The organism is Clostridium novyi NT, from assembly GCF_000014125.1.
In the GTDB taxonomy this organism is placed as follows: Bacteria; Bacillota; Clostridia; order Clostridiales; family Clostridiaceae; genus Clostridium_H; species Clostridium_H novyi.
Genome location: NC_008593.1, coordinates 294,729 through 311,681, shown reverse-complemented (window position 1 = coordinate 311,681; position 16,953 = coordinate 294,729). Strand labels below are relative to the sequence as shown.

Sequence of the window (16,953 nt, the reverse complement as noted above, 5' to 3'; positions counted from 1 at the left end):
ATGAACGTAATTGTATGTATTAAACAAGTTCCTGGAACTACTGAAGTAAAGATGAATAAAGAAACCAACACCATTATTAGAGAAGGTATAAAATCAATTATAAATCCATTTGACACCTTTGCCATAGAAGAAGCTCTTAGAATAAAAGATAAATTTAATAGTAAAGTTACTGGACTAAGTATGGGAATTCCTGATACCTCAATTTTATTAAAAGAAGCTATGTCCCTTGGAGTAGATGAAGCTTATCTTTTAAGTGATAGAGCTTTTGCTGGTGCTGATTCTCTTGCTACAGCCTATACGCTTTCCATGGGAATTAAATATATAAATGATTATGATCTTATAATATGTGGTAAACAAGCTACAGATGGAGACACCGCACAAGTAGGTCCAAGTCTTGCTGGTAAGCTAAATATCCCATATATAACATATGTAAGTGAAATTCAAGAACTAAAAGATGGATATATAAGATGTAAAAGACTTATAGAAAATGGTTATGAAATAATAGAATCTACCCTTCCAGCTTTAATTACTGTTGTAGAAGATATAAATGTTCCTAGACTTCCATCTATAAAAAATTTAAGAGAATCATTTGATAAAAAAGTTACTATGCTAACTGCAAATGATATAAATGCTGACACTACCTTAACAGGTTTAAACGGTTCTCCAACTCAAGTAGTAAAAACATTTATACCTGAGTACGATATAACCAGCGAAATTATAGAGGGAAATCCAGATGAACAAGCTGATAAATTAGTGGATAAATTATTATCTATGGGGCTATCAGTTTCAAAATAGGAGGTAACTTATATGAGTAGTATAACTATATTAAAGGACAAATGTGTAGGATGTAAAATTTGTGCAAATACTTGTCCTTTTGGGGCTATAGAAATTGAAAATAAAAAAGCTATTATTAAAGATAACTGCACTCTTTGTGGTTCTTGCATAAATGTATGTAAATTTAATGCTATAGAACTAAAAAAAGATACGGTTACAAATGTTGATATATCATCTTACACTGGAATTTTTGTATTTGCAGAACATAAAAATGGCATAATTGAAGATGTTGTATTTGAACTTTTAGGTAAAGCAAAAGAACTATCTAATGATTTAAATACAAAAGTTTCAGCAATCATACTAGGAGAAAATTTAGATAAAAGTTGCAAGGATTTAATAGCATATGGTGCTGACATTGTATATTGTATAGACAATCCTGAGTTCGCTAATTATAGTGACGAAAAATATTCCTTAGCTATATCTAAACTTATAGAAGATAATAAACCTGAAATAGTATTGCTAGGTGCTACATCATATGGTCGTTCTCTTGCACCAAGAATAGCATCTAAATTAAATACAGGACTTACAGCAGATTGCACAATTTTAGAAATAGATTCTAAAGAAAAATTATTACAACAGACAAGACCTGCCTTTGGTGGAAACTTAATGGCTACTATTGTGTGTCCAAATCATAGACCTCAAATGGCAACTGTTCGTCCTAAAATTATGAAGGCCCTGGAACCTGACTACTGTAGAAAAGGTAAAATAATAAATTGTAACAACTTTGATTTACCAAAATCTAAAACAAAGGTTATAGACATATGTCAATTTAAAAATGAAAGTTTAAATATTGAAGATGCCGAAATTATTGTAGCTGTTGGACGTGGTATTGGTGATTCTAATAACATGAAGCTAGTAGAAGAATTAGCTCATTTGTTAAATGCTCAAATCGGAGCATCTCGTGCTGCTGTAGATGAAGGCATTGTAGATTATAGTCATCAGATTGGTCAAACTGGTAAAACAGTTTCTCCTAAATTTTATTTTGCACTTGGAATTTCTGGTGCAATTCAACATACCGCAGGAATATCTTCATCAGACATAATAATTGCTATAAATAAAGATCCTGATGCGCCAATATTTAAAATTGCAAATTATGGACTTGTAGGTACTATTGAAGATCTTCTTCCAAAGATCATTAAAAATTTAAAAGAAAAATCTCTTTAAAGTTTAACCCTTATAAGATTAAAGACATATTATATAATGTATTACTTACAAGGAGTGTTTTATAAGTGTCTTTTAATCCAGATTTTAGACAATTCCCACCGGGTCCTCCTCCATTTGGATTTCCAGGTGGAAACATTGGTCCACAGGATGGTTTTGGTCTAGGAGGTGGAATGAATCAAGGTCCTCCATCAGGTCCTCCCCCTCCATTTACTCCATCGAAGTCCGAAGGTAAAAATGGAATAAATGTTAAAGCCGTTGATCCTGGTTCAATTAAGTTCTGTAGATATAATTATACTTATATCTGGTTAAATAACGGGACTTCATTTTGGGCATATATAATTTATGTTGGAAGACGCTCCATAGCAGGTTTTAGATGGGTACGTCGTCGCTGGGTTTATTTTGGAGTAGATTTAAGACAAATAGACAGTTTTATATGCTATTAGCAAAAAAGACCGAGTATATTTAATATATTCGGTCTTTTTATATTTGGATTTTGTTTTTATATTTTTTGTATTATTTAAGCTTTATATTTGTCCTAAAGATTTTAATATAAGTTGAGCGATTATTGCAGATCCTAAATAAGTTCCTATGAATACAGCACATGATACAACAATAATTCTCCAACCTGATTTTTTAAAGCTATCTAAGTCTTTTCCTATAGAAATACCTACATACGCAAGTATTGGAGTAGTTAAAGATAAGAAATCTACCTTTGACATATACTTAGAAACTATAGCTGCACCAGGAAATCCTGGATAAGTAACTATACACCCTAAAGTAACAATATATGCAACAGCAGGTATCTTCCCTGGTATTACCTTTGCAAGTATTATTCCAACTATAGATATTAATACAAGTATAGCCATTCCCGGTAGTGCTTCAAATATACCATGTTTAGGTCCAACTAAATTTCCTACTAGAGATAACATCCCCATTAAAATTAATACAAATAAAGACTTTCCAATTTTCATAGTTTAAACCTCCTTAGATACTACGCTCTTTTTTTCAACCTTTGGAGGTTGTACACCATACTTTATTCTATAAACCTTTCTGTAAAGCCATTCTGCAAGTGGAATTGCAACCCATAAAGACATATAAAGCCCATCAAGTCCTGATAACATGTTACTTGCTGCTCCAAAGGCAGTTAATGTTTCTTGCATATTTGGGAACATGGCACTTAAAGAACCAACTGCCGCTGTCATCATACTTGCACTTCCAACACCTGATGCCATTGCTAATGAATATGGATGTAATGGAGTATATGCAGCACAGAAAGTCGCAATTAATCCAAAGAATACTGTTCCAAAAACAGTTCCGCAAATGTAAACTCCCATTACCCCTTTTCCTTCTTCTCCATCTAATCCATATATATCACTTATTAAAGCAATATTAGGTTCACGAGATATAGAGTGGGCAGCACCAATTGTTTCTCTCTTTAATCCTAAGAATATTGCTAAAGGCACTCCTAAAAATACTGTTCCTATATTACCAAACTCTTGCAATATAAGAGCAGGACTTGATTTTATAATCTTAGGAAGTGTTGGTCCTATTGTAGTTCCGTATCTTGCCATAAGAAGCATTAAAGAAATAGTTATAAGTGTTCCTGCATCTTTCATATCTTTCTCATTTACAATCTTTAAAAACTTAGGACCCAAAAATATTCCAATTATAAGTGCGTAAAGCATAGGTAAAAACACTAAAGTCCCTGGTCCCACTTTAAACTTTATAACCCCTATAAATTCAGCTATAATAACCACAATTAAAACAATAATATGATTTTTCCAATTCTTCATTAGTTCACCTTTCTTTCAAAACAGCCTTCTAAAAATTTTATATATTCATCCTTGCTCTCAAATGTAGGTTCAAAAGCTTCTATAACTTTTTTCCCTTCTTTAGCATTATTAAATAATAAATCCACAACAGTCATAGCCATTAATTTTGCTGGTAAAATTAATGCTGCATCATAATCTTCTACTTTAAAATCTTTTGTATGAAGATTTCCTGAAACTCCCCCTATAAAAGGATGTATTGATGGTATAAGATTAGAAACGTCTCCCATGTCTGTTGAAGCTGTAAAATGTCCTGCATCTATAACTTGTTCCTCTGGTAATAATTTTTTTGCATTTTCCTCAAACATATTGTTCATGATTGATGAGCATCTTAATGGAAGATGTCCTGGAATTGTATTTATAGTAGTTTCTGCTCCAATTGCATATCCACCAGCAAGTAATGCACGATCAACTTTTTCATTAGTTTCTTTCATAGCTTTTATATTTTTCGCTCTTACATAAGACTCCATTCTTACATCTGACGGAACACTGTTTACAGTATCTCCACCCTTTGTAATAATAGGATGTACTCTTATAGAATCCTCATCTCTAAAAGTCTCTCTTAATGCATTAATTCCCATTATTCCAAGCATAGCTGCATTTAAAGCATTTACTCCAGCATGAGGTGCTTCTGCTGCATGAGCTGCTTTTCCCTTATAATGAATTGTCTTTCCTAAAAATCCATTACTAGTTTCGCCAGTAGCAACTGTAGGAGTTGGACAATTTTTTAATGAATGAAACATCATTGCTATATCTACATCATCAAATTCTCCGTTGTAAATCAATTCTTGTTTTCCAGCTAAGAAATGAACTTTTCCTTCTTCCTTTAGCTTACTTCTATATGCAATTTCAATATACTCTTCTGATGGAACTGCCATAAAAGTTACATTACCATATAGTTCATTTTCAATATTTGCTTTTTTAAGTCCAAGTGCTGCCCCAAGCATAGCTGCCATTTGTAAATGATGTCCACATGTATGAGTTGCCCCTGTTTTTTTATCCGCCTTTGGACTATCAAAACAAATTACTCCATCAAGTTCACTTAATATAGCTACATTGGGTCCTTTTGATTCATTTTTTAATTTAGCTTTTACCCCTGTTAATGCAAGTCCACTTCTATAATTCAATCCTAATTCTTCAAAAAAATCTGTAATCTTTTTTGAAGTTTTAACTTCCTTATATCCAAGCTCCGGTTCTTTTTCTATTTCTTTTGCTAGAAATATAATTTTTTCTGAATTTTCATCGATTAAATCACATATAAGTTGCTTGATTTTTTGTTTTTCCACAATTTTTACCCCTTTTCAACAAATTATCTTTTATTTTGTCAAAATTTGATGACAAGTGAATTATAATATGCATAGTAAACTATTGTCAATGTATATAATCTTAATAATACTTTACTTATTTACGGTATAAAAAAAGGCACTATTTTACATAGTACCTTTCCTACTTTAATATAAAATTTTAATCATTATATTTTAATACTCTCATTGCATTTAATACAGCAATTAAAGCAACTCCTACATCAGCAAAAACAGCTTCCCACATATTTGCAATACCAGTTGCTCCAAGTATTAATACTACTAATTTAACTCCTAGTGCAAATATTATATTTTCAAGTACAATTCTTCTTGTTCTTTTAGCTATTTTTATAGCAGTAACTATCTTAGATGGTTCATCTGTCATTATAACTACATCAGCAGCTTCAATAGCTGCATCTGATCCAAGTCCCCCCATAGCTATACCTATATCCGCTCTAGCTAAAACAGGCGCATCATTTATTCCATCTCCTACAAAAATAATCTTTCCATTTGAAGATTTATTATGATAAATATTCTCTAACTTTTCAACTTTATCATTTGGTAATAATTCAGTACAAACTTCATCCACACCCAATGCACTTGCAACTGTTTCTCCAACTTCTTTGTTGTCCCCTGTAAGCATTACAGTATTTTTAACACCTATATTTTTAAGTGCTTTTATAGTTTTATTTGAGTCTTCCTTAACTTCATCTGAAATTAATATATATCCTTTGTATTGTTTATCTACAGCTACATATATTATGGTACCTGCAGCTTTAACTTTATTATATTTAATATTTGCTTTATCCATTAATTTATTATTACCAGCAAATACTTGTTTTCCTTTAAATCTTATAGATATGCCATGTCCAAATATTTCATTGTAGTCTTGTATTTCTTCTTTATTAATAGGCTTATTATAATAATTTAATATTGAAATTGCTATAGGATGGTTAGAATAGCTTTCTGCATAAGCTGCATATTCTAATAATTCTTCCTTAGTTACACCATTTAATGGACATACTTCTGTTACATTAAACACTCCCTTTGTTAGTGTTCCTGTTTTATCAAAAATAACAGTTTCAACACTATTAAGAGCTTCTAAATAATTACCACCCTTTACTAGTACCCCATTTCTAGATGCAGCTCCAATTCCTCCAAAGAAACTTAGTGGTATTGATACTACTAAAGCACAAGGGCAAGATACTACTAAGAAAATTAACGCCCTATATAACCATTTTGAAAACTCAGCATCTTGAATTACAAGTGGTGGAATTATGGCAAGCATAACCGCTGTAATAACAACTACAGGAGTATAAAATCTTGCAAATTTAGTTATAAAATTTTCTGTAGATGCTTTTTTAGAACTTGCATTTTGCACTAAATCTAGTATCTTAGAAACAGTTGATTCTGTAAATTCTTTTGTAACCTTAATTGTAATTAATCCATTCTTATTTAAAAATCCACCTAGAACTTCACTACCAGCTTCCACTTCTCGTGGAACAGACTCTCCTGTTAATGCAGAAGTATCTAACATAGATTTTCCATCTACAATTACACCATCTAGTGGAATCTTTTCTCCTGGTTTAACTACTATAATATCATTAATCTTAACTTCTTCTGGTGATACTTTCTTTATATTTTCTCCAATTTTTATATTTGCATAATCAGGTCTTATATTCATAAGATCACTTATAGAACCTCTTGAACGTTCAACTGCTTTATCTTGAAAGAACTCTCCAATTTGATAAAATAGCATAACTGCAACGCCTTCTGGAAATTCCTTTATAGCAAAAGCACCTATTGTTGCTATAACCATTAAAAAATTCTCATCAAACACTTGTCCTCTTGAAATGTTCTGCAATGCCCTTAAAACAACTTCTCCACCAATTAAAATATAACTCATTAAAAACAATGCCAATTCTATTTTAAAGGAAAACTTAAATACCATAGCTATTATAAAAATTACAGTTCCAAAACCAAACTTTATAAAATCTGTTTTGCTAGTTTCTTGTCCATGTGAGTGATCATGAGAATGAGCATGTCCATGAATTTTATGATTGTAATTTAATAACACCTTTACATCAGGTTCTATATCATTTACTATTTTTATGGCTTTATTTAATACAACATCTAGCTTTTCACTATCTTTTGCTTCTATAGTAAGTTTTTTTGAAATAAAATCTAAAGAAGCATTATCAACATCCTCTAACTTATTTACACTTCTTTCTATTTTAGCTGCACAATTTGCACAACATAATCCTTCTAATATTATTTCTTTCTTTGCATTATCACTCATAGATTTCCCCCCAAATCACTTTTCATTTATGTGTTCAAGTCCACAATTGAAAATTCTTTTTATATGATCATCATCTAAAGAGTAATAAACCACTTTCCCATCACGTCTTGGCTTAACAAGTCTTGTTTGCTTTAATACCTTTAGCTGATGTGACACTGCTGATTGGCTCATTCCAAGCAATGAAGCTAGATCACACACACACATCTCTGCTTCAAATAAAGCATATAATATTTTAGTCCTTGTGGTATCTCCAAACACTTTAAATAATTCAGCAAGGTCATACAAAACTTCATCTTCTGGCATACCTTTCTTAACCTTATTTATTACATCAGAATGAATTGTGTTACAACTACATCTATCAATTTCTTTTAAATCGTTACTCATTTTATCCCTCCTACATTTGAACATATATTCATATGTTCATATTTATTATATTTTTTTCACAAAAAATTGTCAACGTTATAAAAGATAAAAAAATAAAAGCTACATAAACTTTGTAGCTTTAAAATAAACCTATATATTTTATTTAAAATTATATTTTATTATAACTATTATTTATAAGTAGCTTAAAATATAATACTAATTTTCTTCTTTATTTATCATAAAATTATTAATGCACTTCTCCATATGCGACCAAGATCTTTTTGCATAAATAATATTATTACACTTATCATTTTTATTAATTTTATTTTTTAAATTATTTACTATAACATGATTAATATAATCCACTAAAACTATTGTTAAATCAGCCTTTTGCATTTGTGAATAAATTTTTATCTTTCTTTCTCCACATTTTCGTCCTGTTATATGCTTAATATCAGTAAATCCCTTTTTATGTAATTCATCTGTTATTTTTCCTAGTCTATCTCCCCCTATTATTAAAGCACTCATATTCTTAAACCCCTTTCATTTAAATTGATAATCATTCTCATTAATATGATACACCAACTTACTTTTCTTGTCAATAGCTTAATATTTTAAATTTTTAGATTTATTTTAATATATTAATATTTAAATAAAAAAGCTGTTGATAAATTTTGTTTATCAACAGCCTAAAAAACTATTTAAAGTGTGGTTTTTCTTTCACTTTTTTAAATCTTAAATTTTCCTACCAATTCATTAAGTTTTTGGGCAATACTTGCTTGATTTTCAGATGTTTTAGCAATTTCATTCATTGCCTTTGTTGTTTCATCAATACCGCTTAATATATCACCTGTATGTTCTGCTGCATCCTGAGCTCCTAAAGCAATATTTTGCACTGCACCTGTTATTTGATTTGTTGTAGCATTTATTTCTTCCGTCATAGATGCAAAGTTTTCTGTCATTGTACTTATATAGTCCGAATCATCATAATATTGTTTTGAAACACTTAATGAGCTATCTAATAACTCTTTAACTTTAGTATTCATGAAATCTAATAATTGATTTCCGTTATCTGATAGATTTCCAAAGGCACTTTGCACTTGTGTTATTGTATTTTTTATAACTAAAACACTTTCTGCTGATTGTTCTGCAAGCTTTCTTATTTCATCTGCAACAACTGCAAATCCCTTTCCTTGTTCTCCTGCTCTCGCTGCTTCTATTGCTGCATTTAATGCAAGTAAGTTAGTTTGTTCCGCAATTTGAGCTATACTATCTGCCATTACTCTTATTTCCGAAACTACTTTACCATCTTCTATTGCCTTTATTATTTTTTGTTGTCTTTCTTCATAAATACTATTTGTCTCTTTTATTGCATCTTGTAAATATTCTTGAACTTCTTTAGCCTTTCCCTTTGCCACATTTGAGTTATTACTTCCTTCTGTTGAACTAGTAGCTAATTCTTCTATACTAGAATTAACTTCTTCCACTGAAGCATTTAACTCTTCTGTACTTGCACTAAATTCCTCTATACCCTTGTTTATTTCTTTAGTGGCTTCATCTATTGTAATTACTTTACTTGTTATTTCTTCAACCGTTGCAGATAATTCTTCGCTCATAGCTCCCATAGTTTCTGCATCTAAATATATTTGCTTAACTAAATTATTAACATTTTTTTGTGCAGAATTTAAATCCACAGCAGTCATGCATAGTTCATCTGTTCCTCTAACAACTATTGGAGTAGAAAAATCATATTCAGAAAGTCTTCTAGCATATGCTCTTATTCTATTAAGAGAACTAATAATATCTCTTATCATAATAATAGCTAATACTAAAGCTAATATAATTCCAACAATAGTTACTGCTGAAGAAATAAATATTATGTTTTGAAAAACTTTTCTATTTTCTTCATCAGAAATCTTTGCTTGCGTTTCATTCATGTCATTTATAGCATTTAATTTGCTTTCAGTTTTTTCTCTAATAGGTTTTATCTTAGATGCAAAAATTTGCTTAGCTCCATTTATGTTTCCATTATTAACAAGAGTTAATATGTCGCCTCTAACATTTCTATAATTTTCCAATTCATGTTTGAATTCGTTATAATCCCTTTTTTCTTCTTCAGTAAAAGGGATCTTTTCATACTTTTCGAAAAGTTCTTGGTTTTTATTTTTTAAATCTACAGTTATATGTTTATAAATATTGTTTCTATCATTTTGATTTAAATCTTCATTATAAATAATATTTAATATACATGTTGCTTCCTCATCTATATTATTTTTTATTTCTTGAATATATTCTATTGATTGTAGTGATTTAAAATACATTTGCTTAGAATTATCATTTAGTTTTTTAGCACTAACAACACCAATAACTCCAGATATTATCATTAGCATTAGTAATGCACTATAACTAAAAATCATTTTCTTTTTTACGCTAATCTTTTTTAAAAAATCCACTAAAACCCCTCCTATTGTTAAAATTTATATTTATTCCTAATGTAAACCTCTATATTTAAATTAGTCATGTTTATATATTATATTCCATCAGCGATATTTTTCAACCTTTTTATACATTTTTTTCATATAAATCATATAAATCATATAAATCATATAAATATTTATAGTTTTTTTACATTTAATTATAAAGCTTGAAATATTTTCAACGATAATCAAAATATTATTTTTATATAATTATTCGGTTTCATTAATTGATGCTTTAGATTTAACTAATTTACCTTTATATCAATTAAGAAATCACATTATTTTTAAAGGGGGTAATTTTTATGTTAAGAAAAAAAGTAATTCATTTATTAGCTGCTGCTATACTTGGAATGTCGTTTATAAACATTCAACCAGTATATGCTACTCCAAAACCAACAGCTAATAACGCTAAATCATCTATTACAAAAAAAGCAAAAGATGAAAGTAAAAAAGAACAAAAGGTAACTATATTGTATTATTGCGATGCTGACAATAATTTAGAAGATGCATTAATGAGTGACATCGCAGAAATGAAAAAAGGTTATGTTAATAACCCAAATTTAAATCTAATAGCTCTAGTAGACAGAACTCCTGGATATAGCGAGGATTCAACTGCTTTAGGAGAAAACTTTGAAGATACTCGTTTGTATAAAATTGAACATAACAAAGCTACTAGATTAGATGGAGGTAAGTATTTTCCCGAAATCAAGGTAAATGGAACATATGAAGCTAACATGGGTGATCCTGAAACCCTAAAAAAATTCATAGAGTTTGGTAAAAATAATTATAAGGCAGATAAATATGTTCTTATAATGTCTAATCATGGAGGTGGAGCAAAAAATAAGCCAAATGTAAATGAAAAGTTAAATAAAGCTATTTGTTGGGATGATAGCAATCTTGACGGAGAAAATCCAGATTGTCTTTATATAGGTGAAATATCAGATCATTTAGATGAAAGCCACTCTGTAGATGTACTTGCTTTTGATGCTTGTTTAATGGGTACTGCTGAAGTTGCATACCAATACAGACCAGGAAATGGTAGATTTTCAGCAAAAACTATGATCGCATCAAGTCCTGTTGTATGGGGTGCTGGATTTAAGTATGATGATATATTTTCAAGAATAAGATCAGGAAATACATTTACTTTACAAAAAGATTTAACTCTAGGCGGAAGAGAACGTTGCTTTGATCCTGCAACAATTACAAATGAACAAATAGGTGCTTTATTTGTTGAAGAACAACGTGATTCAACATCAAGATATTTCCGTTCTGATCAACAATTAAGTTGTTATGATTTAACTAAGGCTGAAAACATAAAAAAATCTTTTGATAAATTAGCTGTTGATTTAAGCACAAAAAATAAGAAAAGCGCCATAGAAAAATTAAGAGGAAGTAAAACTAATGTAAACTTAATGCATTACTTTAATGAAAAAGACCAATTAGACTGGATAGAATATCCTTACTTTGATATCTATGATTTATGTGAAGGAATATCTAAAAGCAATGACTTTGATGAGGAAACTCAAAAACTTGCTAAGGATGTTATGAAAAACGTTGATAGCATGGTTCTTTACTCATTTGGTGGTAAGAAATTTAAAGGGGTAGGTAAATTTAAAGAAGGTAAAAATGGATTAAGTGTATTCTTACCTGATGGAAATAGAATTTATACTAGCCGTTATTCTAATGCTAAAATTCCTCATTGGCTAATCCAAAGCTGGTATAATTCTATTGATACAGTAGCTTCTGGATTAAATAATCCTTATGGAAAATTAAGTTGGTGTAAAGATGGACAAGATCCTGAAATAAATAAAGTGGGAAACTGGTTTGAACTTTTAGATTCTTGGTTTGATAAAACAAATGGACCTGATGGCGGATTTAATCACTATCAATGGTAGATTATAAATATTAAAAATGGATTTAGATGATTTTTAAATCATCTAGATTCATTTTTGTTTTTTGCATATTCACATTTCATTTATTATATTTCAAACTATTCTTCAGCATTCCTCAAAATTACTCATTATAGTTAAGTTTTTTGTAACATCACTACATAGAACTTAATATATTGAAGAGTATAACAGAGTATATCGGGGGGATATGTTTGGATATCTTAGCCATAATTTTATTTGCACTTTCAGCCAATTTAGATAGTTTTACTGTAGGACTATCTTATGGCATAAAAAAAATAAACATAACTCCATTAATAAATATTTTAATTGGATTTATAACAAGTCTAGGTACTTTCATAGCCATGTCAATTGGACTAGCTATTAGTAAGTTTCTTTCAATAAAAACTGCTAATATAATTGGATCTGTTATGCTGATTGGAATTGGAGTTTGGTTAACTATAGATTTTTTTAAAAAACCTGATAATGATGAAAATACGCACATAACTTATGATAATGAAAATCTTACAGCCTCTCAAATATTGGACAATCCTGAACAAGCTGATGTGGACAACTCTGGTTCAATAGATTTAAAGGAAAGTTTAGCCCTTGCACTTGCTCTTACAATAAACAACTTTGGACTTGGACTTGGAGCTAGTATTGCTGGACTAAATATAGTTTTGACTGTTTTATTTACTTTTTTATCAAGTGTAATAACCATCAAACTAGGAGAGATTACTGGTAAGAAATACTTATCCAAAGTTTTTGGAAAATACGCTTCACTAATTTCATCTATAATAATTATTATTATAGGTTTGTACGAGCTGTTTTTGTAAAAATCAAAGAGGTTACCTAAAGCTAATTTTAGTAACCTCTTTTTATATACTTAAACTTTATATTATTTTTTCCATTACAATCATATCTTTATCAGTCTTATAACCATTTTTACAATAAAAGCCTTCTGTACTTTTTCCTCTTAAAGTATTTAATTCAATGATTCTTACTGATAATTCACTTAATCTTTCCTCTAATGCTCCTAACATTTTGCTACCTAATCCATTGCCTTGACACTTACTATCTATAAAAAACTCTTTTAGTATATATTTTTTGCCAACATCCCAATGCTCTATATTTCCTAAAATACCCCCAATAATTACTCCATTTTTCATATAAGCTATTCCAAAAAAATTAGGAGTATCATAAACTTCCTTTAATCTTTTATATGCTATATCCTCTGTCCAACTTTCACCCCAAGGCTCCTTATTAAATATACTTGGATAAATTTTTGAACATTCCTTAAGATATTCCCCGTTAAATATTTTAATATCCTCCATACTTATTCCCCTTATCCACAAATAATTTATATTTCAAATTACTTATTAACAATTAATGCATTTCTATATTATCAAAAATCTTTCTATTAAAAGTCAATATAATACTTGAAACAATGCAATTATATATAATTAGAGAAATATAAACTAAATACTTTCCAAACTGTAATCCATCTTTAAATCCAAAGTAAGCTGACAATGCTATACCTGGAAGTACTATTATAAATGCAAATATAAACTTTAAAAATGATTCAAGTGTCTTGCTTTCAATTTTAAAAATTCTTCTTGATAATATATCTATATAAGTGTATATAGTTCCAAAACTAGCATAAGATAAAGCACATAAAACTATAATTATAGGGCTTGTTTTTAACTTTATTCCAACTACAATAAAAAGCACAAATCCATCTATAAAGTTCTTTATATTATCTGCTAATGTAGCATAAAAGACTTTAGAAAAAGAACTTATAGGTATCAAGTATATGTATGGCTTTTCAAGTTCACTCATCCATTTACCTTGAAGTGAAAAGAATAATAGCATATATACACAGAAATATAAAACAGCTAATATATTATCTTCACCCACCGACATTCCAAAGAAAATGCCTATAATAATCATAGTTACTGTTCTAATGTTTATAAAGAAAAATCCTGTTTTTTTATACTCTAACATCTGTCTGGAAAATATAGCTCTGCCAGCACTTCCTCTGTATCTTTGCTTTACTTTTCTAACTTTCTTAAAACTAAATTGAGATTTTCCCTCTTTTTTATTTTGAAGCAATTTTTCTTTGTAATCTGTTGCTTCTAAAACATCTTCATAATAATCTGTATTCATATTGTATATAGCTAAAATTATAATAGCTATAGCCACTAAATCCATAACTAAATACATATAAAAACTACTATTAATTCCAACTACAGTTGCCATTATAACTTCTTTAGTCCAGCCCACAATAGGAATATACGAAAAATATCTACTACCAAATATGTTTTCACAAGATAGAATAAAGTTCTTTGTTTTTAAAACTTCAATTAATAAAAATACTATAAATATACCACCCAGTATATTCATTAACATCTTAATACCTGTTCTCCACTTTGGTCCTTTAGCTGCAATTGAATAAATCAAAATGCCAATTATAGATATTATAAACATAAAAAGAAATGAGCCTAGCACTAAAACTCCGATTCCACAACTTTTTATATTAAACCAATTTCTTATATTAGGTATTTGAACTACAACAAAGAAAAGCATAACAAATGTCATATATAATTGTTTTAAAATACCATATATTAAAACTTTTTTGGGAGAAATCGGTGCAGTAAATACTAAATTAACATCCGCTTTTCTAAAAAATGAACTTCCTCTATTTATTCCCTCTTTAACAGTAAGATAGAAAAATCCAATTAAAACTACTCCTACTATAAATCCAAATCTATTATTACTTAAAAATTTTCTTGATTGATCAGATGCACCTGACCCACTAAGTATAGCCAATACTATCATAGCTATAATAAAAATATATCCTATAAGCGCAGCTGGTTTTTTCTTTAAATCCTTAATAAAATTTTTAAGTCCTTTTCTCATCAAATAAAATAACGGCTTCATATACTATTCCTCCGTAACTTCAAAGAAAATTTCTTCTAGTGATTCATTTTTCTCTTTAAGCTCACTTCTAGTTGTTTTATATACTATGCTTCCTTTATTGATTACTATAGCCTTGTCCCAAATATCATCAATACTATCAATTATGTGAGTACTTATAATTACAGAACACCCATTTTCTTTAAGCTCTAAAAACACTTTTTTAAGTTCTTTTATAGCTTTAGGATCAAGTCCTATCATAGGTTCATCAAATAGTATAACTTTAGGTTCAGTTAAAAGCCCACAACATATACTAGCCTTTTGTTGCATACCTTTTGATAATTCTTTTCCTAGCTTGTCTTTTTTGTCATAAAGATCAAATCGTTTTAATAAAGCTTCTGCCTTTTCTTTATAATTATCTATTTTGTACGCATTTGCTATATATTCTAAATGCTCGTATATAGTTAACATATCATAAAGAGCAGGTGTTTCTGGAACATAACTAAATACCTTTTTCGCCTCAAGTGTTTTATTTTTATGTCCTTGTATTTCAATATCTCCGTCATATCTTAATAAACCACAAATACATTTTATGCTTGTACTTTTTCCCGCTCCATTTGGTCCTAAAAGTACAGCAATTTCACCATCTTCAACTTCAAAACTCATATTATTTACTGCAAGTACTTCATTATACTGTTTAGTCAAATTATCAATTTTTATCATTTGCCACTTCATCCCTCTCTATTAAACTTACATATAATAATTTGTTCACATTTTACTTTATATACTAAGTATTGTAAATGTATATTTTGAAATTTAGCTCTATTTTATAAATTCTTTATAATTAAATAATCTGTTTTAAAAAAGTTATTATAAATTTTGTTCCTTTTTCTTCTATACTATTAACACTTATAGAGCCATTTTGAGATTCAATTATAGATTTACTCATAGATAATCCAATTCCTATACTTATGGATTTGTGGAATTTTCACTTTTGTAAAATCTATCAAAAATCTTTCCTAGCTCATGTTTAGCAATTCCTTCTCCATTATCTTCTATACAAATAGAAACACTTAATGGAGTCTCTAACAATTTCCATTTTTTCTCCCCCCTATTAAACTTATCTTACAAGTTAAATTATAGAGGATTATTATTACAAATACATAAAAGGGACTATTACAATTTCGTAATAATCCCTTTTATGTGCTAAAAAATATATATTAAAAAGTAAATTCTACTTAATCTTTAACAGTAAAACCTTTTATTTTTATATACACCAATTATTAAAAATAATATTCCTATTAATAAGAATATAAAATATTTTGTACCTATAAGTTGCATGGAAATTATTTGTTCACCTTGAAATATACTTATATACTTCGTAAATTCACATCTTATAAAAAGACATAATAATTCATATACAATTAAAAACATAAAACTTATAGTAGTTGACTTTAAAGTATAAATAAGAGTATATCCTAATGATGTAAAGAAAAAACATTGAATAACGGTTTTTAAAAATTCTAATAGTACATTATCCAAAAAGAATCCATATACTAAAAATAAAATACTTACGTGTATAATATACCAACTAAATATTAATGCAATATGTTGTATTTTAAGTTTACTTGAGGAGTCAATACAATATAAAACTTCATTCCCATCTCCATCGATGTATTCTTTAAATATAAAGGTAGTCCACCATAAGGATAAAATAGGTATATACTTTTCAGCTTCTGCAAATATGGATAAATAAGCATTTTCAATATTCCCTGACATATTAATAAGTCCAATGTCTAAAATAGGAATAACAATATACAAAAATATTAAAGGAATAAAGTAATAGACTTTTAAATTTTTCATAGAAAGATATATGAGTTTTAA

General features: G+C 28.9%; 16 protein-coding genes and 1 pseudogene. 5 read left to right on the top strand and 12 right to left on the bottom strand.

All coding sequences use genetic code 11. The features are described 5' to 3' along the window. From NT01CX_RS01675 to NT01CX_RS01665, 3 genes are all read left to right on the top strand, one after another. Positions 1–795, top strand: coding sequence for an electron transfer flavoprotein subunit beta/FixA family protein (locus NT01CX_RS01675; protein ID WP_011721296.1), 795 nt, complete (start codon positions 1–3; stop codon positions 793–795). Positions 796–807: 12 nt separating this feature from the next. Continuing rightward, a complete protein-coding gene (locus tag NT01CX_RS01670; RefSeq protein ID WP_011721295.1) occupies positions 808–1,998 on the top strand; it encodes an electron transfer flavoprotein subunit alpha/FixB family protein in 1,191 nt (396 codons plus the stop codon). A 65-nt stretch (positions 1,999–2,063) separates the two neighbouring features. Further along, complete coding sequence (locus NT01CX_RS01665) at positions 2,064–2,441, top strand: hypothetical protein (protein WP_011721294.1); 378 nt, start codon at positions 2,064–2,066, stop codon at positions 2,439–2,441. Between the two features lie 81 nt (positions 2,442–2,522). Here the strand turns inward: NT01CX_RS01665 and NT01CX_RS01660 are convergent, their stop codons facing one another. The 7 genes from NT01CX_RS01660 to NT01CX_RS01630 form a co-directional block, all read right to left on the bottom strand. After that, complete coding sequence (locus NT01CX_RS01660) at positions 2,523–2,969, bottom strand: LysO family transporter (RefSeq protein WP_011721293.1); 447 nt, start codon at positions 2,967–2,969, stop codon at positions 2,523–2,525. Between the two features lie 3 nt (positions 2,970–2,972). After that, a complete protein-coding gene (locus NT01CX_RS01655) occupies positions 2,973–3,791 on the bottom strand; it encodes a DUF3100 domain-containing protein (protein WP_011721292.1) in 819 nt (272 codons plus the stop codon). Next, positions 3,791–5,113, bottom strand: coding sequence for an amidohydrolase (locus NT01CX_RS01650; protein WP_011721291.1), 1,323 nt, complete (start codon positions 5,111–5,113; stop codon positions 3,791–3,793). The genes NT01CX_RS01655 and NT01CX_RS01650 overlap by 1 nt, the downstream gene beginning before the upstream one ends. A 178-nt stretch (positions 5,114–5,291) precedes the next feature. Continuing rightward, a complete protein-coding gene (locus NT01CX_RS01645) occupies positions 5,292–7,427 on the bottom strand; it encodes a heavy metal translocating P-type ATPase (RefSeq protein WP_011721290.1) in 2,136 nt (711 codons plus the stop codon). Between the two features lie 15 nt (positions 7,428–7,442). Then, on the bottom strand, positions 7,443–7,811 hold the full coding sequence (locus NT01CX_RS01640; RefSeq protein ID WP_011721289.1) for an ArsR/SmtB family transcription factor: 369 nt from the start codon (positions 7,809–7,811) through the stop codon (positions 7,443–7,445). 195 nt (positions 7,812–8,006) lie between these two features. After that, the gene (locus NT01CX_RS01635; RefSeq protein ID WP_011721288.1) at positions 8,007–8,318 is read right to left on the bottom strand and encodes a DUF2325 domain-containing protein; all 312 of its coding nucleotides are present in this window, start codon (positions 8,316–8,318) and stop codon (positions 8,007–8,009) included. A 200-nt stretch (positions 8,319–8,518) separates the two neighbouring features. Continuing rightward, positions 8,519–10,243, bottom strand: a complete 1,725-nt coding sequence (locus NT01CX_RS01630; RefSeq protein WP_011721287.1) for a methyl-accepting chemotaxis protein — start codon at positions 10,241–10,243, stop codon at positions 8,519–8,521. 326 nt (positions 10,244–10,569) lie between these two features. On the opposite strand from NT01CX_RS01630, the gene cloSI reads away from it, so the two are divergent. Together cloSI and ytaF are read left to right on the top strand one after the other, a co-directional pair. Beyond that, on the top strand, positions 10,570–12,162 hold the full coding sequence (gene cloSI / locus NT01CX_RS01625) for a clostripain (RefSeq protein ID WP_011721286.1): 1,593 nt from the start codon (positions 10,570–10,572) through the stop codon (positions 12,160–12,162). A 206-nt stretch (positions 12,163–12,368) separates the two neighbouring features. Next, a complete protein-coding gene (ytaF, locus tag NT01CX_RS01620) occupies positions 12,369–12,989 on the top strand; it encodes a sporulation membrane protein YtaF (RefSeq protein WP_011721285.1) in 621 nt (206 codons plus the stop codon). A 57-nt stretch (positions 12,990–13,046) separates the two neighbouring features. On the opposite strand, the gene NT01CX_RS01615 is transcribed toward ytaF, so the two are convergent. The 5 genes and pseudogenes from NT01CX_RS01615 to NT01CX_RS01600 form a co-directional block, all read right to left on the bottom strand. Then, positions 13,047–13,487 (bottom strand): GNAT family N-acetyltransferase, encoded by a 441-nt coding sequence (locus NT01CX_RS01615; protein WP_011721284.1) that lies wholly within the window; start codon positions 13,485–13,487, stop codon positions 13,047–13,049. A gap of 52 nt (positions 13,488–13,539) precedes the next feature. Then, complete coding sequence (locus NT01CX_RS01610) at positions 13,540–15,093, bottom strand: putative ABC exporter domain-containing protein (RefSeq protein WP_011721283.1); 1,554 nt, start codon at positions 15,091–15,093, stop codon at positions 13,540–13,542. A 3-nt stretch (positions 15,094–15,096) separates the two neighbouring features. Continuing rightward, positions 15,097–15,792 carry an ABC transporter ATP-binding protein gene (locus tag NT01CX_RS01605; RefSeq protein WP_011721282.1) on the bottom strand — a complete coding sequence of 232 codons (696 nt, stop codon included), beginning with the start codon at positions 15,790–15,792 and terminating at the stop codon, positions 15,097–15,099. A 121-nt stretch (positions 15,793–15,913) separates the two neighbouring features. Next, positions 15,914–16,185, bottom strand: a pseudogene (locus NT01CX_RS12030) (sensor histidine kinase); the annotation flags it as partial. A 129-nt stretch (positions 16,186–16,314) separates the two neighbouring features. Further along, positions 16,315–16,932, bottom strand: coding sequence for an ABC transporter permease (locus tag NT01CX_RS01600; RefSeq protein ID WP_242648496.1), 618 nt, complete (start codon positions 16,930–16,932; stop codon positions 16,315–16,317). Positions 16,933–16,953: the final 21 nt, after the last annotated feature.

Bases quoted from the DNA above. Each gene is read 5' to 3' on its own strand.
- NT01CX_RS01640 (WP_011721289.1), bottom strand. From the start codon at position 7,811: ATGAGTAACGATTTAAAAGAAATTGATAGATGTAGTTGTAACACAATT.
- NT01CX_RS01645 (WP_011721290.1), bottom strand. From the start codon at position 7,427: ATGAGTGATAATGCAAAGAAAGAAATAATATTAGAAGGATTATGTTGT.
- cloSI (WP_011721286.1), top strand. From the start codon at position 10,570: ATGTTAAGAAAAAAAGTAATTCATTTATTAGCTGCTGCTATACTTGGA.
- NT01CX_RS01660 (WP_011721293.1), bottom strand. From the start codon at position 2,969: ATGAAAATTGGAAAGTCTTTATTTGTATTAATTTTAATGGGGATGTTA.
- NT01CX_RS01615 (WP_011721284.1), bottom strand. From the start codon at position 13,487: ATGGAGGATATTAAAATATTTAACGGGGAATATCTTAAGGAATGTTCA.
- NT01CX_RS01600 (WP_242648496.1), bottom strand. From the start codon at position 16,932: ATGAAAAATTTAAAAGTCTATTACTTTATTCCTTTAATATTTTTGTAT.
- NT01CX_RS01655 (WP_011721292.1), bottom strand. From the start codon at position 3,791: ATGAAGAATTGGAAAAATCATATTATTGTTTTAATTGTGGTTATTATA.
- NT01CX_RS01635 (WP_011721288.1), bottom strand. From the start codon at position 8,318: ATGAGTGCTTTAATAATAGGGGGAGATAGACTAGGAAAAATAACAGAT.
- NT01CX_RS01675 (WP_011721296.1), top strand. From the start codon at position 1: ATGAACGTAATTGTATGTATTAAACAAGTTCCTGGAACTACTGAAGTA.
- NT01CX_RS01605 (WP_011721282.1), bottom strand. From the start codon at position 15,792: ATGATAAAAATTGATAATTTGACTAAACAGTATAATGAAGTACTTGCA.
- NT01CX_RS01670 (WP_011721295.1), top strand. From the start codon at position 808: ATGAGTAGTATAACTATATTAAAGGACAAATGTGTAGGATGTAAAATT.
- NT01CX_RS01610 (WP_011721283.1), bottom strand. From the start codon at position 15,093: ATGAAGCCGTTATTTTATTTGATGAGAAAAGGACTTAAAAATTTTATT.